This window comes from Synechococcus sp. CB0205, assembly GCF_000179255.1.
Lineage (GTDB): Bacteria > Cyanobacteriota > Cyanobacteriia > PCC-6307 > Cyanobiaceae > Vulcanococcus.
The window spans coordinates 46,162-61,995 of the sequence record NZ_ADXM01000015.1 but is presented as its reverse complement, the minus strand read 5'-3'; the positions used below and the strand labels follow the sequence as shown (position 1 = coordinate 61,995).

Here is a 15,834-nt window from a genome sequence, read left to right as displayed (position 1 = left end):
TTTCTTCCGCTGCAGATCACGAGATCTTGCAGGGCGCTCAGTAGTTGGCGCCGCTGCGGCGTTGGTGAACGGCGGTGGTGGCCTCCGCATCCAGCAGTGCTCCGGATCCCACCTGGGCATAGATCAGCCAGTGGTCGCCGCATTCCATGCGCTGTTTGACGCTGCAGTCGAGCCAGGCCAGGGCCTCGGGAAGGATCGGTTGACCGCCAGGGCTCTGCTCGAGCTCCAGGCCTGCGAAACGATCGGCCCCCGGGGCAAAGGGCTGCAGGAATTGCTTCATCGGTCCGCTCTCCCGGCCGGAGGCCAGGACGTTGAGGGCGAAGGAATCACCAACGTGCAGCAGGGCCTCCACGGCCCGGTCCTTGGCGACGGCCACCGTCAGGCCCGGCGGGCTGAAGCTCGCCTGGCTAACCCAGCTGGCCACCATGGCGCCGCTGAGTTGACTTTCGCCAGCGCCCTTGCGCGTCGTCAGGACGCAGAGTGATCCCACGACCCGGCCCAGGGCGAGGACGGCCGGGTTGCTGCGGCTTTCGCTGAGGCCACCACTGGTGGAGCTGCGGCGTTGGGCCTTGCGTTGCGCTGTGATCAGGCTGCGGCCCAGGCCCGTTCCGGTTTCCTCCAGGGTCTTGATCGTGGCCGCATCGGGACTGAACTTCACCCGCACCGGCTCAAAGGCGAAGCTGAAGCCGCCGTCGCGCAACTTGCTCTCGAGCAGATCAATGGCTTCACCGCTCCAGCCAAAGCTGCCGAAGACCCCAACCGGTTTGGAGCGATCACCCTCTGCCAGCACCGTTCCGAGGGCGGAGACGATCGGCGTTGGGGCATGGCCGCCGAGGGTGGGGGAGCCGATCAGCAGGGCATCGCAACTGCGGATGGTCTCGAGCAGTTTTTCGGCTGGGGTGAATTCGCAGTTGACGCTCTCGACCCGCACGCCGGTGCGGGAGACCCCTTGGGCCAGGGCGTCGGCGATGGCGGCGGTGTTGCCGTAGGCGCTGGCAAAGAGCAGCGCCACCGAGAGGCTGGAGCGCTCTTGGGATTCACCCCAACGGCGGTAGTCCACCAGCAGGCTGCGCCAGCTTTCGGCGATGGCCGGGCCGTGTCCCGGGGCGATGCAGCGAATGGAGAGCTCATCGATGCGGTTGAGCACCGCTTCCACCTGCCGGGCCATCGGAGCCATCAGGCAGTCATAGAAGTAGCGACGGTCTTCTTCGGTGCTGCTGCGGTTGGCTTCGGCCCACTCCTGGCTGCAGAGGTGCGCCGAGAAGAACTTGCCGCTCATCAGCAGGCCGGTGGTCTCCTCGAAGGCCATCAGCGCCCCGGGCCAGCGCGGGGTCGGTGCAGAGAGCAGGTTGATCCTGTAGCCGTCCGTGCGCTCAAGGCTGTCCTCACCGCGGACCACGGTCAGGGGCGGCAGCTCCGGCAGGGCGGCCGCTTCCTGTTCTGTGGGTTTGCGCTGGGCCCAGAGGTCCTGCAGCAACTTGGCGCCAGGGTTGGAGGCGATCAGCCGCAGCTTCTGCCAGCGGCGGGCCAGCTCGTGCAGCAGGGCAATCCGGTTGGGGTTGACGTGGCTGACGACCACCTGGAGCTCGCTGTCGCCAGGAATCAGCTCCGCCAGTTGCTCCAGGTAGGGCTCGGCGAAGGAGGCACCGGGGGGGTGGACCAGCAGGGCTGAGGTGTCGCTGCTGGGGAGGAAGAGGAAGCTGTTGGCGCTGGTGCCCCGCTCCAGGCCGTACTCCACCTCGAAGCGCAGGCGCTTGGGGCTGAGGCCCCGCAGGCAGATCAGGCCAGGTTCGATCGGCAGCTGAATGACCTGCCGTTCTGCTGTGGCGCCGGCCATCAGTAGTGCATCCCTACTTTTTTGACAAACCCAGTCATAGCAACAGGAGTGCGGGGGTCATTTTTGGTCTTCAACTCTTTTTCAACTGGTCTCCCGACTTTTGACAGCACCAGTTTTCCCCCGTTCTTGACCCATTATCCCAAGTTCAACAGGCATCTGGAAACCAGCATTACAACCAGAAAAAGCAGAAAATATATAAACGACCTTTTGAGAGTAAAATATCTGGGAAAAATATTTTTATATGACTAATATTTCACTCTCGTTTTTGGTTCGTTGTAGGTTTATAGTATCTTCAAAAATAATATACGCATAAGTGTCTTTATGATACTTCGTCTAATAAGTCTTCAACCTTATCCATCCATTTTCTAAATGTAAGTCTTTCACCAGAATAATAAAGTCGTCTAAAATGGGAAATAAATGCATTTATATCTTCATTCATCATATACCCTTCAAGACCCTTCCATAATGTTGGGTCATTAGTAAGTTTATCTATCTTCTCCTCCCTTTTTCGTCGTTGGTATGCAGTAAGCATTCTTTTAATAGTGTTCTTTGACTTTTCCTGTTTTGCATCATATAACATCTTCTCTCTAATGCGTTCTTCTTCCTCATCATCACTACCAGTATATTGTCTATCGTATCTTGGGTTATTTGCAATAATATCCTTAATGGTTTTCTTTCGTCTCTTACTTTCGTCCATTATACGACCCTTCTATAAGTTTTTCCAAAAGTTCTTCTGGTTTAGACCTTTTCTTTTTTGCGTCTTCTAATAGCATTTCGTAAAAAAGTGTCTTTATCCTAACCTGTTTATACATTTTGGTTAAACTCCCGTGTTTGTTTTGATAATGCAACTATTCTTTGATATAAGAATGGTTCTTTTTGAAGAGTAGTATTCATATGCAATATACCAACAACCCTTCTTGTGGTAATAGTGTCTCTTATCATATGAACCAAGACTATCCAGTAGAGTTTTCATAAAGTCTTGGTTCATATAACATAGAACCTTGACTAACTCATCTCTATGTTTCTCTTCTGGTTTAATACCATTAGACTTGCAAGCAACATAGGTTTTAAGGTTAAGTCTTTCTTCTAATATACTATTCATAATAACTCCATTTCTATGCGGTTGTAAGGTTCTTTCTATTCTTTGACTTCATACCCTCTTTAATGTAGTTTCTAATAAGAGCAGAAACAGGAACATACGATAGGGAACTTTCCAAAGTTAGTTCTTTATAAAGTGTTGTCTCTTCATCGGGAAATGAGACATTAATGTTTTGTCTTGACATAATGGTTTTACTGCGGAACTATGGGGTTAGAGTTGATAAAGTCAAATGAGATATGAGAAGAATGAGTTTCTTTGTTTAAATATCCCATAACATTATAAGGTGTTTCAACACGGGTAATATCTATTGTTTTCCATTTAGATAAACACTTGGTTTCTTTTCTAATAGAAGTATCAAATATATCATAAAGAGTATCAGTATCAAAAGTATTTAAGTTTTTACCCGTTAGTAGTATATGAGTATGGTATTGCAACTTGGTCTTACCTTTTTCGTGGAAAAACAATAGGTTAGGGAACTCATATTTGTCTGGTCTATCCAGTCGTTTAATACCATAAAGTTTTTTAAGAATACGGCATTTGACTTTCTGGGTGTCTTTAATAACCTGTTCTTCTTCGTTGCGTTTCCTCTCCCAATACTTATAAAGTGGCACTTCTTTCCAAATGTCTCTCATAGTCTTGAAACCATATCTATCCCCAAACCCGAAGAGTTTATTTGTCTCCTTAATAGGTTTAGAATGTTCTACTGGGTGTTGGTAATGCATAGAGACCATAAAAACTGGTTCTACTCCTAATATGAGTTGGTTATGCAGATAAAGCAAAACCTCAATATAATAGTCGTAGTCTTTCTGTGTCTTTATATTCAACTTGGGGTGTAATGGTATATGGTTCTTATGCAGTTTGATAGAAGAGTGAGACATTAATAATAAATAGAGATACAGCAAAGCATTTGAGTTTTTAACCCCAAAAAAGTTGATATGAAAACTACTTACTTGTTTCCCCAAGTATCTTCTAACTTCGTCTTATGATAAAAACTACTGGTAGGTTTGAAAAACAGGTTTCTTTTTGAGAAACCGATACTTGTTTATACTATCCAAGAGGGACTAACTTTTTCGGTAGGTATTGTCAAAAACCAAATGTCAATAGAACGGGTTGTATGTCGCAACCCGTTTTATTTATGCAAATAATACCACAAATGCAACAACTTGTCAAGCAAAAATGTCATCTATCCATCACACGCAGTCTTAACTGACGAAGAAGTGCGAAAGAAATACAACGCACTTAATAATAAAAAACAATATTTAATATCCCTTTCAAAGTCATATTGTAAAACTTGTGTAATAAGTTCTACCTAAAAACCCTTTTTCTTCGCACTTTGAATGGTCTTTCTCAACTTCTTGATATTCTGTTGGTAGTGTTGGTTCTTCTTGCGTTTAATATTGGTAGGTTTCTTCATATACTCAAAAAGTCCATCACCAAATATTAATGGACTTATATTCTCTGGCAGTTCAACAGAGTTCTCCATAAAAACACGATAAGCATTCCGTTTTGAGTATTCATCAACACTTCTGCCGCAGTCTATAAGTTCTTCAAGAGTATCTCTAACCCGTTCTGTTTCTGCAAATATATAACCATACTCTCCGTCTTGGTAAGTTTGTAGTGCGGTAAGACCATTAGCAATAGCACCAAAGACTAACGACTTCGGGCAAATACAGGACTTATTAATATTCTCCCAGTATTTCTCTGCCATAGTGTTTGAATGCGGTATATCGTAATGAATAACCTTTAAGTCTTCTGGTTTTATCATCACTTCTGCTTCATCACTATCAACGAAGAAACCTATTATTGTCTTTGGGTCGCATTCGTATTCACATATTATAGGTTTACGACTTTTCTTGTCTCTTACAGCACTTATCTCTCTACCTTTGGTTTCTATGTATTTGTCGGTAGGAACATACCAAGTTTCTTCCGTATTGTAATATCGGTTGTCCTTGAAGTCTTCGTCAAAATACTCACCACATATAGACCTGTGTGCGAAATACCACGCAACTCTTTCGTCTAATGTATATGAAAGACCAGTTCCACTATCTTGCAGGTAATATAGGTCTCCATCACTTTTAAGTCCCTTTCGCACTCTGTCCGTATCTTTGATACTAAAACCTCTGTATATCCTGAACTTTTCACCAGTTTTTAACTTCTCCCTTAATAGTCTTAACTCCTGAAATGACATATGTTCTTTCAGGTTCATACTACTATTACCTGACTTTCTTTTGTATTCTTCTTCAACGAGTTCAATAATAATATTATTGTCGTTGTCCGTGCAGTATCGGGTTATTTTGTCTCCCCATTCATTACGCAAGTTGTCGCAGATATTATAAGTGTTTATTTTGAGTGCGGTTAATGATATATCGCATAACAAGTCGTCATCGTCTATCAACTTTACCTGTTTATATCTGTATTCGTTTGAAAGAGGGCATATCGCATATCTAACAAACTCTTTAATAGCAATAGAAAGGTCTTTAAACTCCCGAAGACATCCAACAGAATATAACCTGTCATAATATACGACATCTTTGAGTTTGTTTAAGTAGTTCCCTATGTAAGTCTGCGTATCCTTGAATGTCTCTTCAAGTTCTTCCATCCATCTACTATCACCAGTTAAGAAACTTTGAAACTCTATTGGTTTTATAGCATCCTCTAATGGTTTCTTTTGCAGAATATCTTTTAATGCGTTAATATTGATAAGTCTATCAACAATACCATCAAGTTCATTCTTGGTTTCAGTCTCTATTAACTTCCTCGTCTTTTTATCCATCTGTTTTTTTGAGTGCGTGTTTCAGAACCTCGCACATCCTCTCGCAAACAGAATGACGCAGAAATACCCGTTTCAAACCGCATCGTCTCTTGCAGGAGCATCTGGGAGTGTCTGGTAATGCACTTGGTCTGTCTGGTCTTGGTCTCTCATTCACCAGATATGAACCAGAAAACTATTATATAAAAAAGTCCTCCGCATTAGATACGGAAGACCTGTTGTTTGTATGATAATAAAGTCTGGAAATGGTCTTTTTTTATTTTAGGTATGGGTTTGTTTCTTTTGGCATCCAGTATTTACCTATGCAAGGTGCGGCATCACCATCGGTATAGTCTTTTCCAAACTTTTTCTTTTGTTCTTCTATGCATTCATAACCTTTCTCCAAGTCGGTCTTTTCTTGGCAGGAACTTAATAGAAGACCCAAAGAAACCAGAAAAAGTGCAGTTATTTTAGGCATTTCAGTTCTCGTTCTTCCAATAGGGACTTTCGGTTTTCTTGACAGGCAGAACATAACCCATCTCTTCATACTCTTTTTTCTTCTCAAATGCATTTTTTAGAGACTGCATCGCATCATCCATAGACATCTTACCTTCTGCAATATCACTCTCATAGTAAGACATCTGCATCTTCGCAAGAAGTTCGTTCTTCTGGTCCTTTGTTAGAAGTCTCTTTTTGCCAGCAACTTTTTTGTCATAGTTAGAACTTGCACGAACCTTCAACGAAACAGGTTTTTCTGCAAACTCAACATCAAAGTCATCTTTCAAACCTTTAACAAGGTAATGAACGACTACACCAGTCATAGAGTTTGGTAATGCGTTAAGAGTATTTGTTCGTTCTGCATCACCATCAATAAACTCACTCTCCAACAACTCTTCTTTCTTTGAAGCAAGTTTATTGATAAGTTCTTTTACTGCACCTTCAACATTCAGTAGAATAGTAGTTTTATCATCTGCGGAAATGGGAAGTTTAATGGTCTCCGTTTCTTCCGCAGGAATAGCAGTAGCAGTCATTTCAGGACGAAACCTGTGTTGGATACTCCGTCAGTATATAACCTCACCAACCACCTGTCAAGCATTTTTTCTCTATATGTCATCGTCAATACCCTTCGGTCTCCAACCTTGTCCTTTTGTTATTTCCTCACTCATTAATAGTGTCGTCAAATGACTATAAGTAGTTTCAATATAAGTAATACTCGTTCCCATATTCAAAGAGAGTGTATGCATATCAACCTTATTTAAAAGTCGTTGAGTGCAGTAAAAATGTCTTGCGGAATATAATGTAATATGTCTTCCGTCTTGGTCTAACCTTTCTTTTAGACCAGATAGTTCTAATACACTTTTCAGTCTTTTATCAAGTGCAGGAGTTTGATAGGCAATATTCGCACCCCTTTTTGTTTTAGATAGGTTTATGAATACAAAGTCATTAGGTTCTGGTTCGTATCCTATCTTTTTATAGTGTTTCTTTATTCGTTCAAGTTTTTCCGCAATAGGAGCAACAATATTTCTACTCTTACCCGTCTTTGAGTTCTCTGCGTGTATATGAATAACTCTATTCCTCTTCTTGTTCTCGGCACTATCATTTGGGTTTATAGTTATATCACTCCATCTCATACCCAATACCTCTTTCGTTCTTGCACCAATATTATAATGAATACTGAAATATAGTGCGAAAACTCTTCTCTTGACTTGTTCTAACTCACTTAAACCTTTCTCTCTGCAATACTTATTCTGCATCCATTTAGTAAGTTCTTCGTATTCTTCAACATTCAGCACATCTCTTTTTGGGGCATTATCAGGTTGAACTTTTAGATACTTAAACTTCGGGAACTCGTTGTACGTTATATACTTCTCTTCAAGTGCAATATCACGATACATCTTCTTCACAGAAGCAATAATATGGTTGATAGTCTCACGACTTCTACTTGTTTCTTTGTAATATTGTTTAGGTTGGTTTAGTATCCAGTTCCCGAAGTCTCTTCCAATATCAGGAGAAAGTTTCTCAATATGCACCTTTTCCAGTTTCAAGAACCTAATATATAAAGTCCAGTATTTAAGTTGTTGTTTCAGTCTATCGTAGGACTTATGAGTAATGCCAGTTTTGGGTATGTGCGTTAGTTCTCCACTTCGTCTTTTTAAATAAAGTTCTACCATTTCGTTGGTAGTTATAGAAACCATCTTCACACCCTTCATCAACTTATCTTTCTTCTCTCTATATAATGTCTCCGCAGCAACAAGAGCATTAACTCTGTGTCTTGTTCTTAATGACTTTGAATAAACCTTCTTTGTGTCCGCATCGTATATCCTTACGTAATAGTTTCCAGTTTTGGTTCGTCCATCTCGGTATATAAAGCAGTCATCACGAGTTTCAAAAACAAACTCTTTATCAACAAATATTTTATTACCCTTATCCTTCTCTCTCTCCTTTTTTTCTATATTAGTGCTCTCTTTCTTTTTGAGAGCACCCAGAATATCAACTATCTGTATAAAGTCTTCTGCATTTAACCCTCTTGCGTCCAATAACTCCGCAAGAGCATCAATATGCGGTTTGTCAGCAGGAGGGGTCAAAAGTTCAACTGGTTTTCAACGCACCAGTTCTGTTGAACCCCATTCTACTGGACTTCAACTCGTCTTCAACTCTGGTTTTTTGGTCTGTCTGGTCTTGAAAAGTCTTGTGTTTGCAGTCGGTTTGGGGAAATGGCAACCACTAATGACTATTAGTAGTGGTTCCCCACTTTGCGGTGATGAACAGCCGTGCGCGCCTCGGTGTCAGAGACGTTGCCCTGCTCGACCTCGCCGTAGATGATCCAGTGGTCTGGGCCCTCCATCCGCTGGCTGACGCGGCAGCCGAGGAAGGCCAGGGCATCGCCTAGGACCGGTCCGCCGTTGGCGACGCCCTCGAGGGTGTTGACCCCGGCAAAGCGATCGGCACCCGGCGGGAAGCGCTTGAGGAAGTGCCGCATGAGGTCCTGGTAGTTGTCCTCCCGCAGGATGTTCAGCACGAAGCGATCACCCACCTGCAGCAGCGCTTCGATGGCGCGGTCCTTGGCCACGGCCACGGTGATGCCGGGGGGATCAAAGCTGGCCTGGCTGACCCAGCTGGCCACCATCGCTGAGGCCCGCTCGTCCTGGCGTGCGGTTACCACATAGAGACCGCCAGACAGGCGCCCGAGGGCCTTGTCCAGGTCGCCATCGAGGGACTTCATCGCGGCGATGGTCTTGGCTCGGGTCAGGAGTTGACCGAGGTCCGTGCCAGCTTCTTCGCAGCGCTGGTAGTCGTTGCCATCGGGAACCTGGCGCACCCGCAGGGGCTCGAAGGCTTCCTTCTGGCCCATGCTGCGCAGCTGCGTGGCGACCGCGTCAATCGGTTCGTCGTTGCCGCCGTAGGCGTCGTAGCTGCCGATCCACTGCTTGGGTTTGAGGGCCGCCAGCAGGGTTCCGATGGAGGCCTGCAGCTCCGGGTCGGGGTTGGCTGGCCAGGTGGGAACCACAACGGCGCTGGCCTCGCCGATCAGGGCGCTGAGTTCCTGGGCGTCCGTTGCCCGCAGGTCCACGAGTTGCACCTGGGCTTCGGCTTTGCCAATGCCACGGGCGATGGCCTGGCTGAGGCGGTCGCAGAAGCCGTATTGGCTCAGATAACAGACGGCGGCGTAGGCCTCGCCTTTGCTGCGGTCGCTGCTCCAGTCCTTGTAATCCCCCATCCAGAGGTTGAGGTGGTGGCGCAGCAGCGGTCCGTGCCCGGTGGCGATGGTGTGGATGGTGCCCTCGAGGCCATCCATGCGCTTCATGGCCTGGAGGACGCTGCGGGCGTTCGGGCCCATCAGGCAGTCGTAATAGAAGCGGAAGTCGGGAGCGAGGGCGCCGGGGTCCACATCGAAGGTGTCCTCGGAGCAGTAGTGCATGCCGAAGGCATCGCAGGTGTAGAGGATCCCGGTGCCGTGGTCGAAGGAAAAGATCGTGTCTGGCCAGTGCAGGTTGGGGGCACTGAGGAACTCGAAGCGGTGCTGAATGCCGCTCTCGGGGTTGGTGCCCAGGTCCAGCTCCTCGCCGCTTTTGACGGCGCGGCTCTTGAAGGGGCGATGCACCTGGTTCTCGAGGAACTGGATGGCGACCTTGGAGCCGACGACCTCAATATCCGGATTGAGATCGATGACATGGCCCACCAGGCCGGAGTGGTCCGGTTCGGTGTGGCTGACGATCAGCACGTCGATGGCCTTGGGATCGATTTGCTCCTTGAGGAGCTCCAGCCAGATCCCTTCGAACTTGAGGTGGCTGGTGTCGATCAGGGCGGTGCGCTCACCGCGCACCAGAAAGCTGTTGTAGGTGGTGCCGTTGCGCAGGCCGAACTCAATGTCGAAGCGGCTGCGGTCCCAGTCCAACGAGCGGATGGTGCTGGTGTCCTTGGCGATGGCCTCGCACTGCAGGCTGAGCCGGGGCGTGCTTGCAACGACAGCCATGGGATCACCAGGGGGGCAGGTGAACTCTACGGAGCTTCTCTGGAGAGCTGGCTGATCCAGCCGTCCCCTCCAGTCAGAAAAAAGCCCTGGCTTGCGGCCAGGGCTGGGTCCCGTCTCTCTCTGATTGGTGTGATCGTTCTGGTCGCCTAGCCCTCCACCTTCACCGAGACCGTGGTCATGGTTTGGGCCTTCGGCGCGGTGACCAGTAGAAGGCCATCGCGGTAGTGGGCTTCGAGGCCCTCCCGCTCGATGCCGGAGGGGAAGCGGAAGCTGCGGCTCCAGGTGCCATAGCGGAATTCGCTCAGGAGCGGCGCTTGGGCATCGGCGGCCTCCTCGGGGGCGAGGCGCTCGGCGCTGATGACGAGGGTGCGATCGGTGGCTTTGACATCGATCGAGTCGCGCTTCACGCCCGGCAGTTCCAGGGTGATGGCGAAGCCAGCCTCGGTTTCACGCACTTCGGCGGCGGGCACGCGCTCGGCGGTGTGCAGTTGCTGCTCGAGTTGTTCGAACAGATCAAAGGGTGATTGGCGCAGGGTCAGCATGGCTGTTCCTCCAAGACTTGACTGGGCGGGGTGATGACCCGCAACGCCAATGTGGCTCCGCTGAATGACAACCAAGAGGGCGCAAACCGACCCTTTCAGTACGGCCCTCACCCCTCGGGTTCGGTTGCTACACCTTGGTTTTCGTAGGAGCCGAACCGCCCCTTAGAGCCACCACCAGTTGCTGAAGGCCGCGGCTTGACCGCAGGCGTGCCCATCGGGGTCCTGGAGGCTCCAGAGCCGGGCGTTCTGGATCTGAAAGCGCCGGCCGCTGCTGCTGATGCGGATGCCGCTGTACCCCTCGATCGCTTGCTGGTTCAAGGCCTGCTGCAGCGCCAGCGCGCGGCTATGGCGCTCTTGCGGTTCGGCGGTGAGCCGCGAGGGCATGCCGACCATGGCGCTCCAGGGGCGCTCCCAGAGCTGCAGGGCTGCGGCATTGGCGTAGGTCAGGCAGGGGTCGCTGCTGCCGTCATGGGCCAGGACGACGAGATCGGCTGAGAAGAGCTCCTGGGCCGACGCTGCCAGAGGCCGGCCAAAGGCCTGGTGGTGGGAGTGCAGCAGTTGCTCGGCCAGTTGGCGTTTGCCGGGGGTGAGCCAGGGGGCAGGCGCCTGCTCGAGTTGTGGTCGCTGATCGCTCAGGGACACCTCAATCCTCTTGCTTGCTGCCGGCGGCCATGGCGGTGGCCATGGCCGTGGCGCTGAAGCTGGCGCCCTGGGCCTTGAGGTGTTCGACGAATTGCTTGCCGGCCTCCGGGAAGCGGCCGTCCTCCGCCAGGGGGATGGCTCCGGCTTCATCCAGGCCGGTGTCCCCCTCCATGGCCGGGGTGATGACCACCAGGCCGGGGTCGAGGGCGGTTCCGTAGCGCCACCAGCGCTTGGGTTCGCGGATGGAGATCGGAGCCGGGTGCAGTTGGGGCGCGTTGGCCTGCTCTGCGTCGGGGTTGGCCTTGGCCTCCTTGGCTTTCTTGGCCAGCAGGGCCCGGCGCTTGACCGCTAGGTCGCTGAGCAGCTGGGCGCGGGTCCGGCCCCGCAGCTGGAAGAGGACGAAGGGGTCTTCGCTGAAGCGCTCCCCCATCAGGTAGTAGACGGCGCTGACGTGCTTGCAGGGGTTGACCTTGTCCGGGCAGGTGCACTCGCTGCGCACCTCCTGCAACTTGAAGGGAAAGAGTCGCTTGCCGCTGGCGGCGAAGGCGCGCTCGATGTCCTGGGGCATGACCCCGGCCAGCAGCTGGGCGGACCAGCGGGCCTTTTGACCGAGGGCCTCAAGCACGTAGTTCCAGTCCTCATCGTTGAGGACATCGAGCCAGAGCTTCACCTTGTAGGGGTCCTCGCCGCTGCCCTGCACCCGGGCGTGCACCCGGCGCCCCTCGAAGCGAATGGAGAGGACGTTGCCTTCGCGGGCGTAGGCCCAGGCCCGCTCTAGGCGTTTCTTGAAGCGGTAGCCGTTGATCAGCTCCATCCACTGCTCAACCCACCAGGGCTGCTGGCTCAGGCCCTCATCGCCGAGCTGGGTGGTGATGCCGTTGCTGGAGAGGGTCATGGGATCAGTCCTCGCTGAGGGTGACGAGTTCTTTGAGCTGGCTCACATCCATGCCGCCGAGCCAATCCTCACCGGAGCCAACGATGTCTTCGGCGAGTTTGGACTTCTCCTTGATCATGCGGTCGATGCGCTCTTCGACGGAGCCACTGGTGATGAACTTGTGGACCATCACCCGGTTCTGCTGGCCAATCCGGTAGGCGCGGTCCGTGGCCTGGTTCTCCACGGCGGGGTTCCACCAGCGGTCGATGTGGAAGACGTGGCTGGCCCGGGTCAGGTTCAGGCCGACGCCGCCGGCCTTGAGGGACAGCAGGAACAGTTGCGGACCGCGGGGGTCGTCCTGGAAGCGGTCGACCATGGCCTGGCGTTCGGTCTTGCTGGTGCTGCCGTAGAGGAAGGGCACCTCCTGGCGCCACTTGTGCTCCAGGTGGGCCTTGAGCAGATGGCCCCATTCGGCGAACTGGGTGAAGAGCAGGGCCCGGTCGCCCGCTTCCATCACTTCCTCGAGGATTTCCTCCAGCCGCTGCACCTTGGCGCTGCGGGCGGCGAACTCCTTGAAGAAGCTGGCATCGGCGTCGGCTGGGTCCTGCTTGAGGGCCAGGGCCGGGTGGTTGCAGATCTGCTTGAGCTTGGTGAGTAGCGCCAGCACCTGACCGTGTTTCTGGCCGAGGGGCGCCCGGGCGATGGCATCGAGGCTCTCATCCACGGTCTTGGAGTAGAGCTTCTTCTGCTCGGGGGCCAGGCCCACCCATTCGCTCAGTTCCACCTTCTCGGGCAGGTCGGAAATGATCGATTTGTCGGTCTTCAGGCGGCGCAGGATGAAGGGGCCGACGCGGCCCTTGAGGTCCCGCAGCGAGGACATGTCGCCGTAGCGCTCGATCGGCATCCGGTAGCGCTGTCGGAAGAAGGGCTCATCGCCGAGCACCTTGGGGTTGAGGAAGTCCATCAGGGCCCAGAGCTCGCTCACCCGGTTCTCCACCGGTGTGCCCGTCAGGGCAATACGGAAGCGGGGCCCCTTGCCGGGGCGCCCCATGTCCCGGGCAGCCATGGACTGCTTGGCGGCGTGGTTCTTGATCGCCTGGGCTTCATCGATCACGACCCCCTGCCAATCGACCTTGTCCAGCAGTTCGCTGTCCCGTTGCAGCAGGCCGTAGGTGGTCAGCACCAGGTCCACACCCTTCAGCGCTTTTTTCAGGGCCTCGGGGCTGGAGGGGCGGCGGGGTCCGTAGTGCTCGTTGACCGTCAGATCCGGGGTGAAGGCCGCGGCTTCCCGCTTCCAGTTGGTCAGCACCGAGGTGGGAGCGACCAGGAGCACCGGGCGTTTGAGCTCCTCTTCAGCCTTGAGGTGCTGCAGGAAGGCCAAGAGCTGGATCGTTTTGCCCAGACCCATGTCATCGGCCAGGCAGGCGCCCTGATCGAAGCGATGCAGGAAGGCCAGCCAGCCCAGACCGCGCTCCTGATAGGGCCGCAGTTGTCCGGCGAACCCAGGGGGCGCAGGCAGGGGATCGGGGGCTTTCTGCTGGTGGTACTGCTCCAGCACCGCCTGCAGGCGGGGCCCGGCCGTGAAGGCATGGACCGGCAAGCGCGAGAGGGTCTCCCCTTCATTGCCCGTGATCCGCAGGGCGTCATCGAGGCTGAAGGGGGGCTCAGCGGAGCAGAACTTCTCGGCGTTCTTGAGGTCCAGGGGGCGCAGTTCGATCCAGGCCCCCTTGTGCTGCACCAGCGGGCTGCGCTTGGCCGAGAGCTTCTCGAGGTCCTTCAGGTTCAGCGTGACCCCGCCGATCATGAATTCCCAGCGCCACTCCAGGGTTTCCCCGAGAGTGAAGCCGCGGGACTTCTCGGGCAGCTCGGCGGTGATGGCCAGGCCTAGGCGGCTGGCGAGGCCACCGGAGAGGCTCGCGGGGAGCACCACCCCGACGCCCACATCCCGCAGGCGGGCTGCGGCGGTTCGCACCAGGACGAAGGCCTCCGCGGGGGTGAGCTGCATCGCCTCGGGGGTGGCAGCATCCAGGCCCCGCTCCAGGGGCTCAAAGGCCAGCAGGGCGCGGCCCAGACCCTCCAGCAGTAGTGCTCCAGGCTGCTCCAGTTGGATCTCACCCAGGGCCAGGTTGCTGTCGCCAGCGGCCCAGACCAGCCCGGCGGGAACCCGCAGGCTGGGGTCGGCTTCCGCCTGGAGGCCGAATTTCAGTTCCCAGAGTTCCTCGCCCTCCGGCGGCGTGAACAGCTCCAGGCAGGCCCGGGCGGGAGCCACCTTGCCGGCGACGGTCTCGCGCCAGTGGTTGCTGGCGCCGCCGAGGCGTTCCTGCTCTTCCTCATCGAGCTTGAGTTTCCCGTCGCGGCTGGCCAGGCCCTCTTCCCAGGCCGCCAGCAGCGGATCGAGGCCGGCTGCACCGGGTTGGAAGGCTTCGCGCAGCTGGCCGTCCACCAATTTGTCGACGATGCTCGCCACCAGCAGTCGGTTCGAGCGGGGACGGCCGCAGGCCAGCTGGGGATCCGGGCTGGAGGCCGCCACCACCTGGGGCATACGCAAGGCCAGCTCCTCGAGCCGGCGGCGGTCGTCCTCACGATTCAGCAGGGGGCGCCAGCTGGCCTTGCCATCCGCGCTCTCGGGCAGCCAACGGCCCCGGGCGATCAGGCTGAGGCACCAGCGCTGGACGTGGCACCACCAGAGCAGGTCATCGCCCAGACCGGCCTCGTAGGCCCCCGAGAGGGGCAGTTGATTGAGCCAGGCGGCAGCGGGGCCCGGTTTGAGAAACCAACCCTCGACTTGCCAGGGCCACCAGCTCAGATCCTTCGGCAGCGGTTCTCCCGACTGCAGCGGCAGACCGCTCCAGGCACTTGATTCGCTGCTTTTTTGTCCTTTGCTCAGTTGCTGCCGGCTCGGCAGGGTCAGGGTGACGGTGGCCTGGCGCAGGTCCTCGGACCAGAAGTTGTTCTCGTCCAGCCAGGTGGCCAGATCGTCGAGATCCAGGCTGAGGGGGTGGAACGGTGCCTCAGCCGCCGGACTCAGCGGTTCGGCCACGCGCCAGGTGTCCGCCCAGATCAACAGGCCGGCTGTGGGCGCCTTGCCTTTGGCGAAGCTGCCCGCCGGGACGACGGGCAGCCAGGTGGCATGCAGCAGGCTCATGGAGGCGGGGCCTGGGGATCAGGGGCGCCGCTGGATCGGTTCAACCCGAGTCACGACAAGTCGCGATAGGGCCATCGATCCGTGCAACACCAGCGCGGCGCCGATCAGCGGCAACCAAGCACGAATGAACCCCATCATCACAGTTGGAGCGACCTGAGCCAAGCTCTGCGGCCAAGGTTCCTCCAGCGGCCAGGGCAAAAGGGCTGGAAGGCCCAGGCTGTGGATGCCGCAGACGGCCCCGACCAGGCCCGCCTGCAGGTGGCCGTCATCGGGATCCACCCGCTGTAGGTGGAAGGCCAGGAGGCCATAGAAAAAACCGCAGCCCCCGGCCCTCAGGGCTGACTCCAGTCCCAGGGGCAGTCCCAGGGTCAGTGCGCTGAAACCCGCACCGAGGGCCCAGGCGATGGAGCGCAGCCGCAGTTCGGCCCGGCTGTGCTCAGCGGTGGCGGGGGAGGCGGCGCTCATGCTGCGC

The 15,834-nt window shown here is 53.9% G+C and carries 12 protein-coding genes; all 12 read right to left on the bottom strand.

Annotated features, from left to right (window positions below; translation table 11 throughout):
- Positions 1-37 precede the first annotated feature (37 nt).
- Positions 38-1,837, bottom strand: a complete 1,800-nt coding sequence (locus tag CB0205_RS0101700; RefSeq protein WP_010313575.1) for a diflavin flavoprotein — start codon at positions 1,835-1,837, stop codon at positions 38-40.
- 319 nt (positions 1,838-2,156) lie between these two features.
- A complete protein-coding gene (locus CB0205_RS15790) occupies positions 2,157-2,534 on the bottom strand; it encodes a hypothetical protein (RefSeq protein ID WP_156797733.1) in 378 nt (125 codons plus the stop codon).
- A gap of 593 nt (positions 2,535-3,127) precedes the next feature.
- Complete coding sequence (locus tag CB0205_RS15785) at positions 3,128-3,715, bottom strand: hypothetical protein (RefSeq protein ID WP_156797731.1); 588 nt, start codon at positions 3,713-3,715, stop codon at positions 3,128-3,130.
- A gap of 530 nt (positions 3,716-4,245) precedes the next feature.
- Positions 4,246-5,709: a hypothetical protein gene (locus tag CB0205_RS15780; RefSeq protein ID WP_156797729.1), complete on the bottom strand. Its 1,464-nt coding sequence runs from the start codon at positions 5,707-5,709 to the stop codon at positions 4,246-4,248.
- 455 nt (positions 5,710-6,164) lie between these two features.
- Complete coding sequence (locus CB0205_RS15775) at positions 6,165-6,716, bottom strand: hypothetical protein (protein WP_156797727.1); 552 nt, start codon at positions 6,714-6,716, stop codon at positions 6,165-6,167.
- Between the two features lie 72 nt (positions 6,717-6,788).
- Positions 6,789-8,270, bottom strand: a complete 1,482-nt coding sequence (locus tag CB0205_RS15620; protein ID WP_010313571.1) for a tyrosine-type recombinase/integrase — start codon at positions 8,268-8,270, stop codon at positions 6,789-6,791.
- 149 nt (positions 8,271-8,419) lie between these two features.
- A complete protein-coding gene (locus CB0205_RS0101690; protein WP_010313568.1) occupies positions 8,420-10,159 on the bottom strand; it encodes a diflavin flavoprotein in 1,740 nt (579 codons plus the stop codon).
- A 146-nt stretch (positions 10,160-10,305) separates the two neighbouring features.
- On the bottom strand, positions 10,306-10,701 hold the full coding sequence (locus CB0205_RS0101685) for an Hsp20/alpha crystallin family protein (protein WP_010313566.1): 396 nt from the start codon (positions 10,699-10,701) through the stop codon (positions 10,306-10,308).
- A gap of 162 nt (positions 10,702-10,863) precedes the next feature.
- Positions 10,864-11,343, bottom strand: a complete 480-nt coding sequence (locus CB0205_RS0101680; RefSeq protein WP_010313564.1) for an MEKHLA domain-containing protein — start codon at positions 11,341-11,343, stop codon at positions 10,864-10,866.
- A 1-nt stretch (position 11,344) separates the two neighbouring features.
- On the bottom strand, positions 11,345-12,238 hold the full coding sequence (locus CB0205_RS0101675; protein WP_010313562.1) for an SWIM zinc finger family protein: 894 nt from the start codon (positions 12,236-12,238) through the stop codon (positions 11,345-11,347).
- A gap of 4 nt (positions 12,239-12,242) precedes the next feature.
- Entirely contained in the window at positions 12,243-15,362 is a 3,120-nt protein-coding gene (locus tag CB0205_RS0101670) for a DEAD/DEAH box helicase (protein WP_010313560.1), read from the bottom strand.
- An 18-nt stretch (positions 15,363-15,380) separates the two neighbouring features.
- Complete coding sequence (locus CB0205_RS0101665) at positions 15,381-15,827, bottom strand: hypothetical protein (RefSeq protein WP_010313558.1); 447 nt, start codon at positions 15,825-15,827, stop codon at positions 15,381-15,383.
- Between the last annotated feature and the right edge of the window lie 7 nt (positions 15,828-15,834).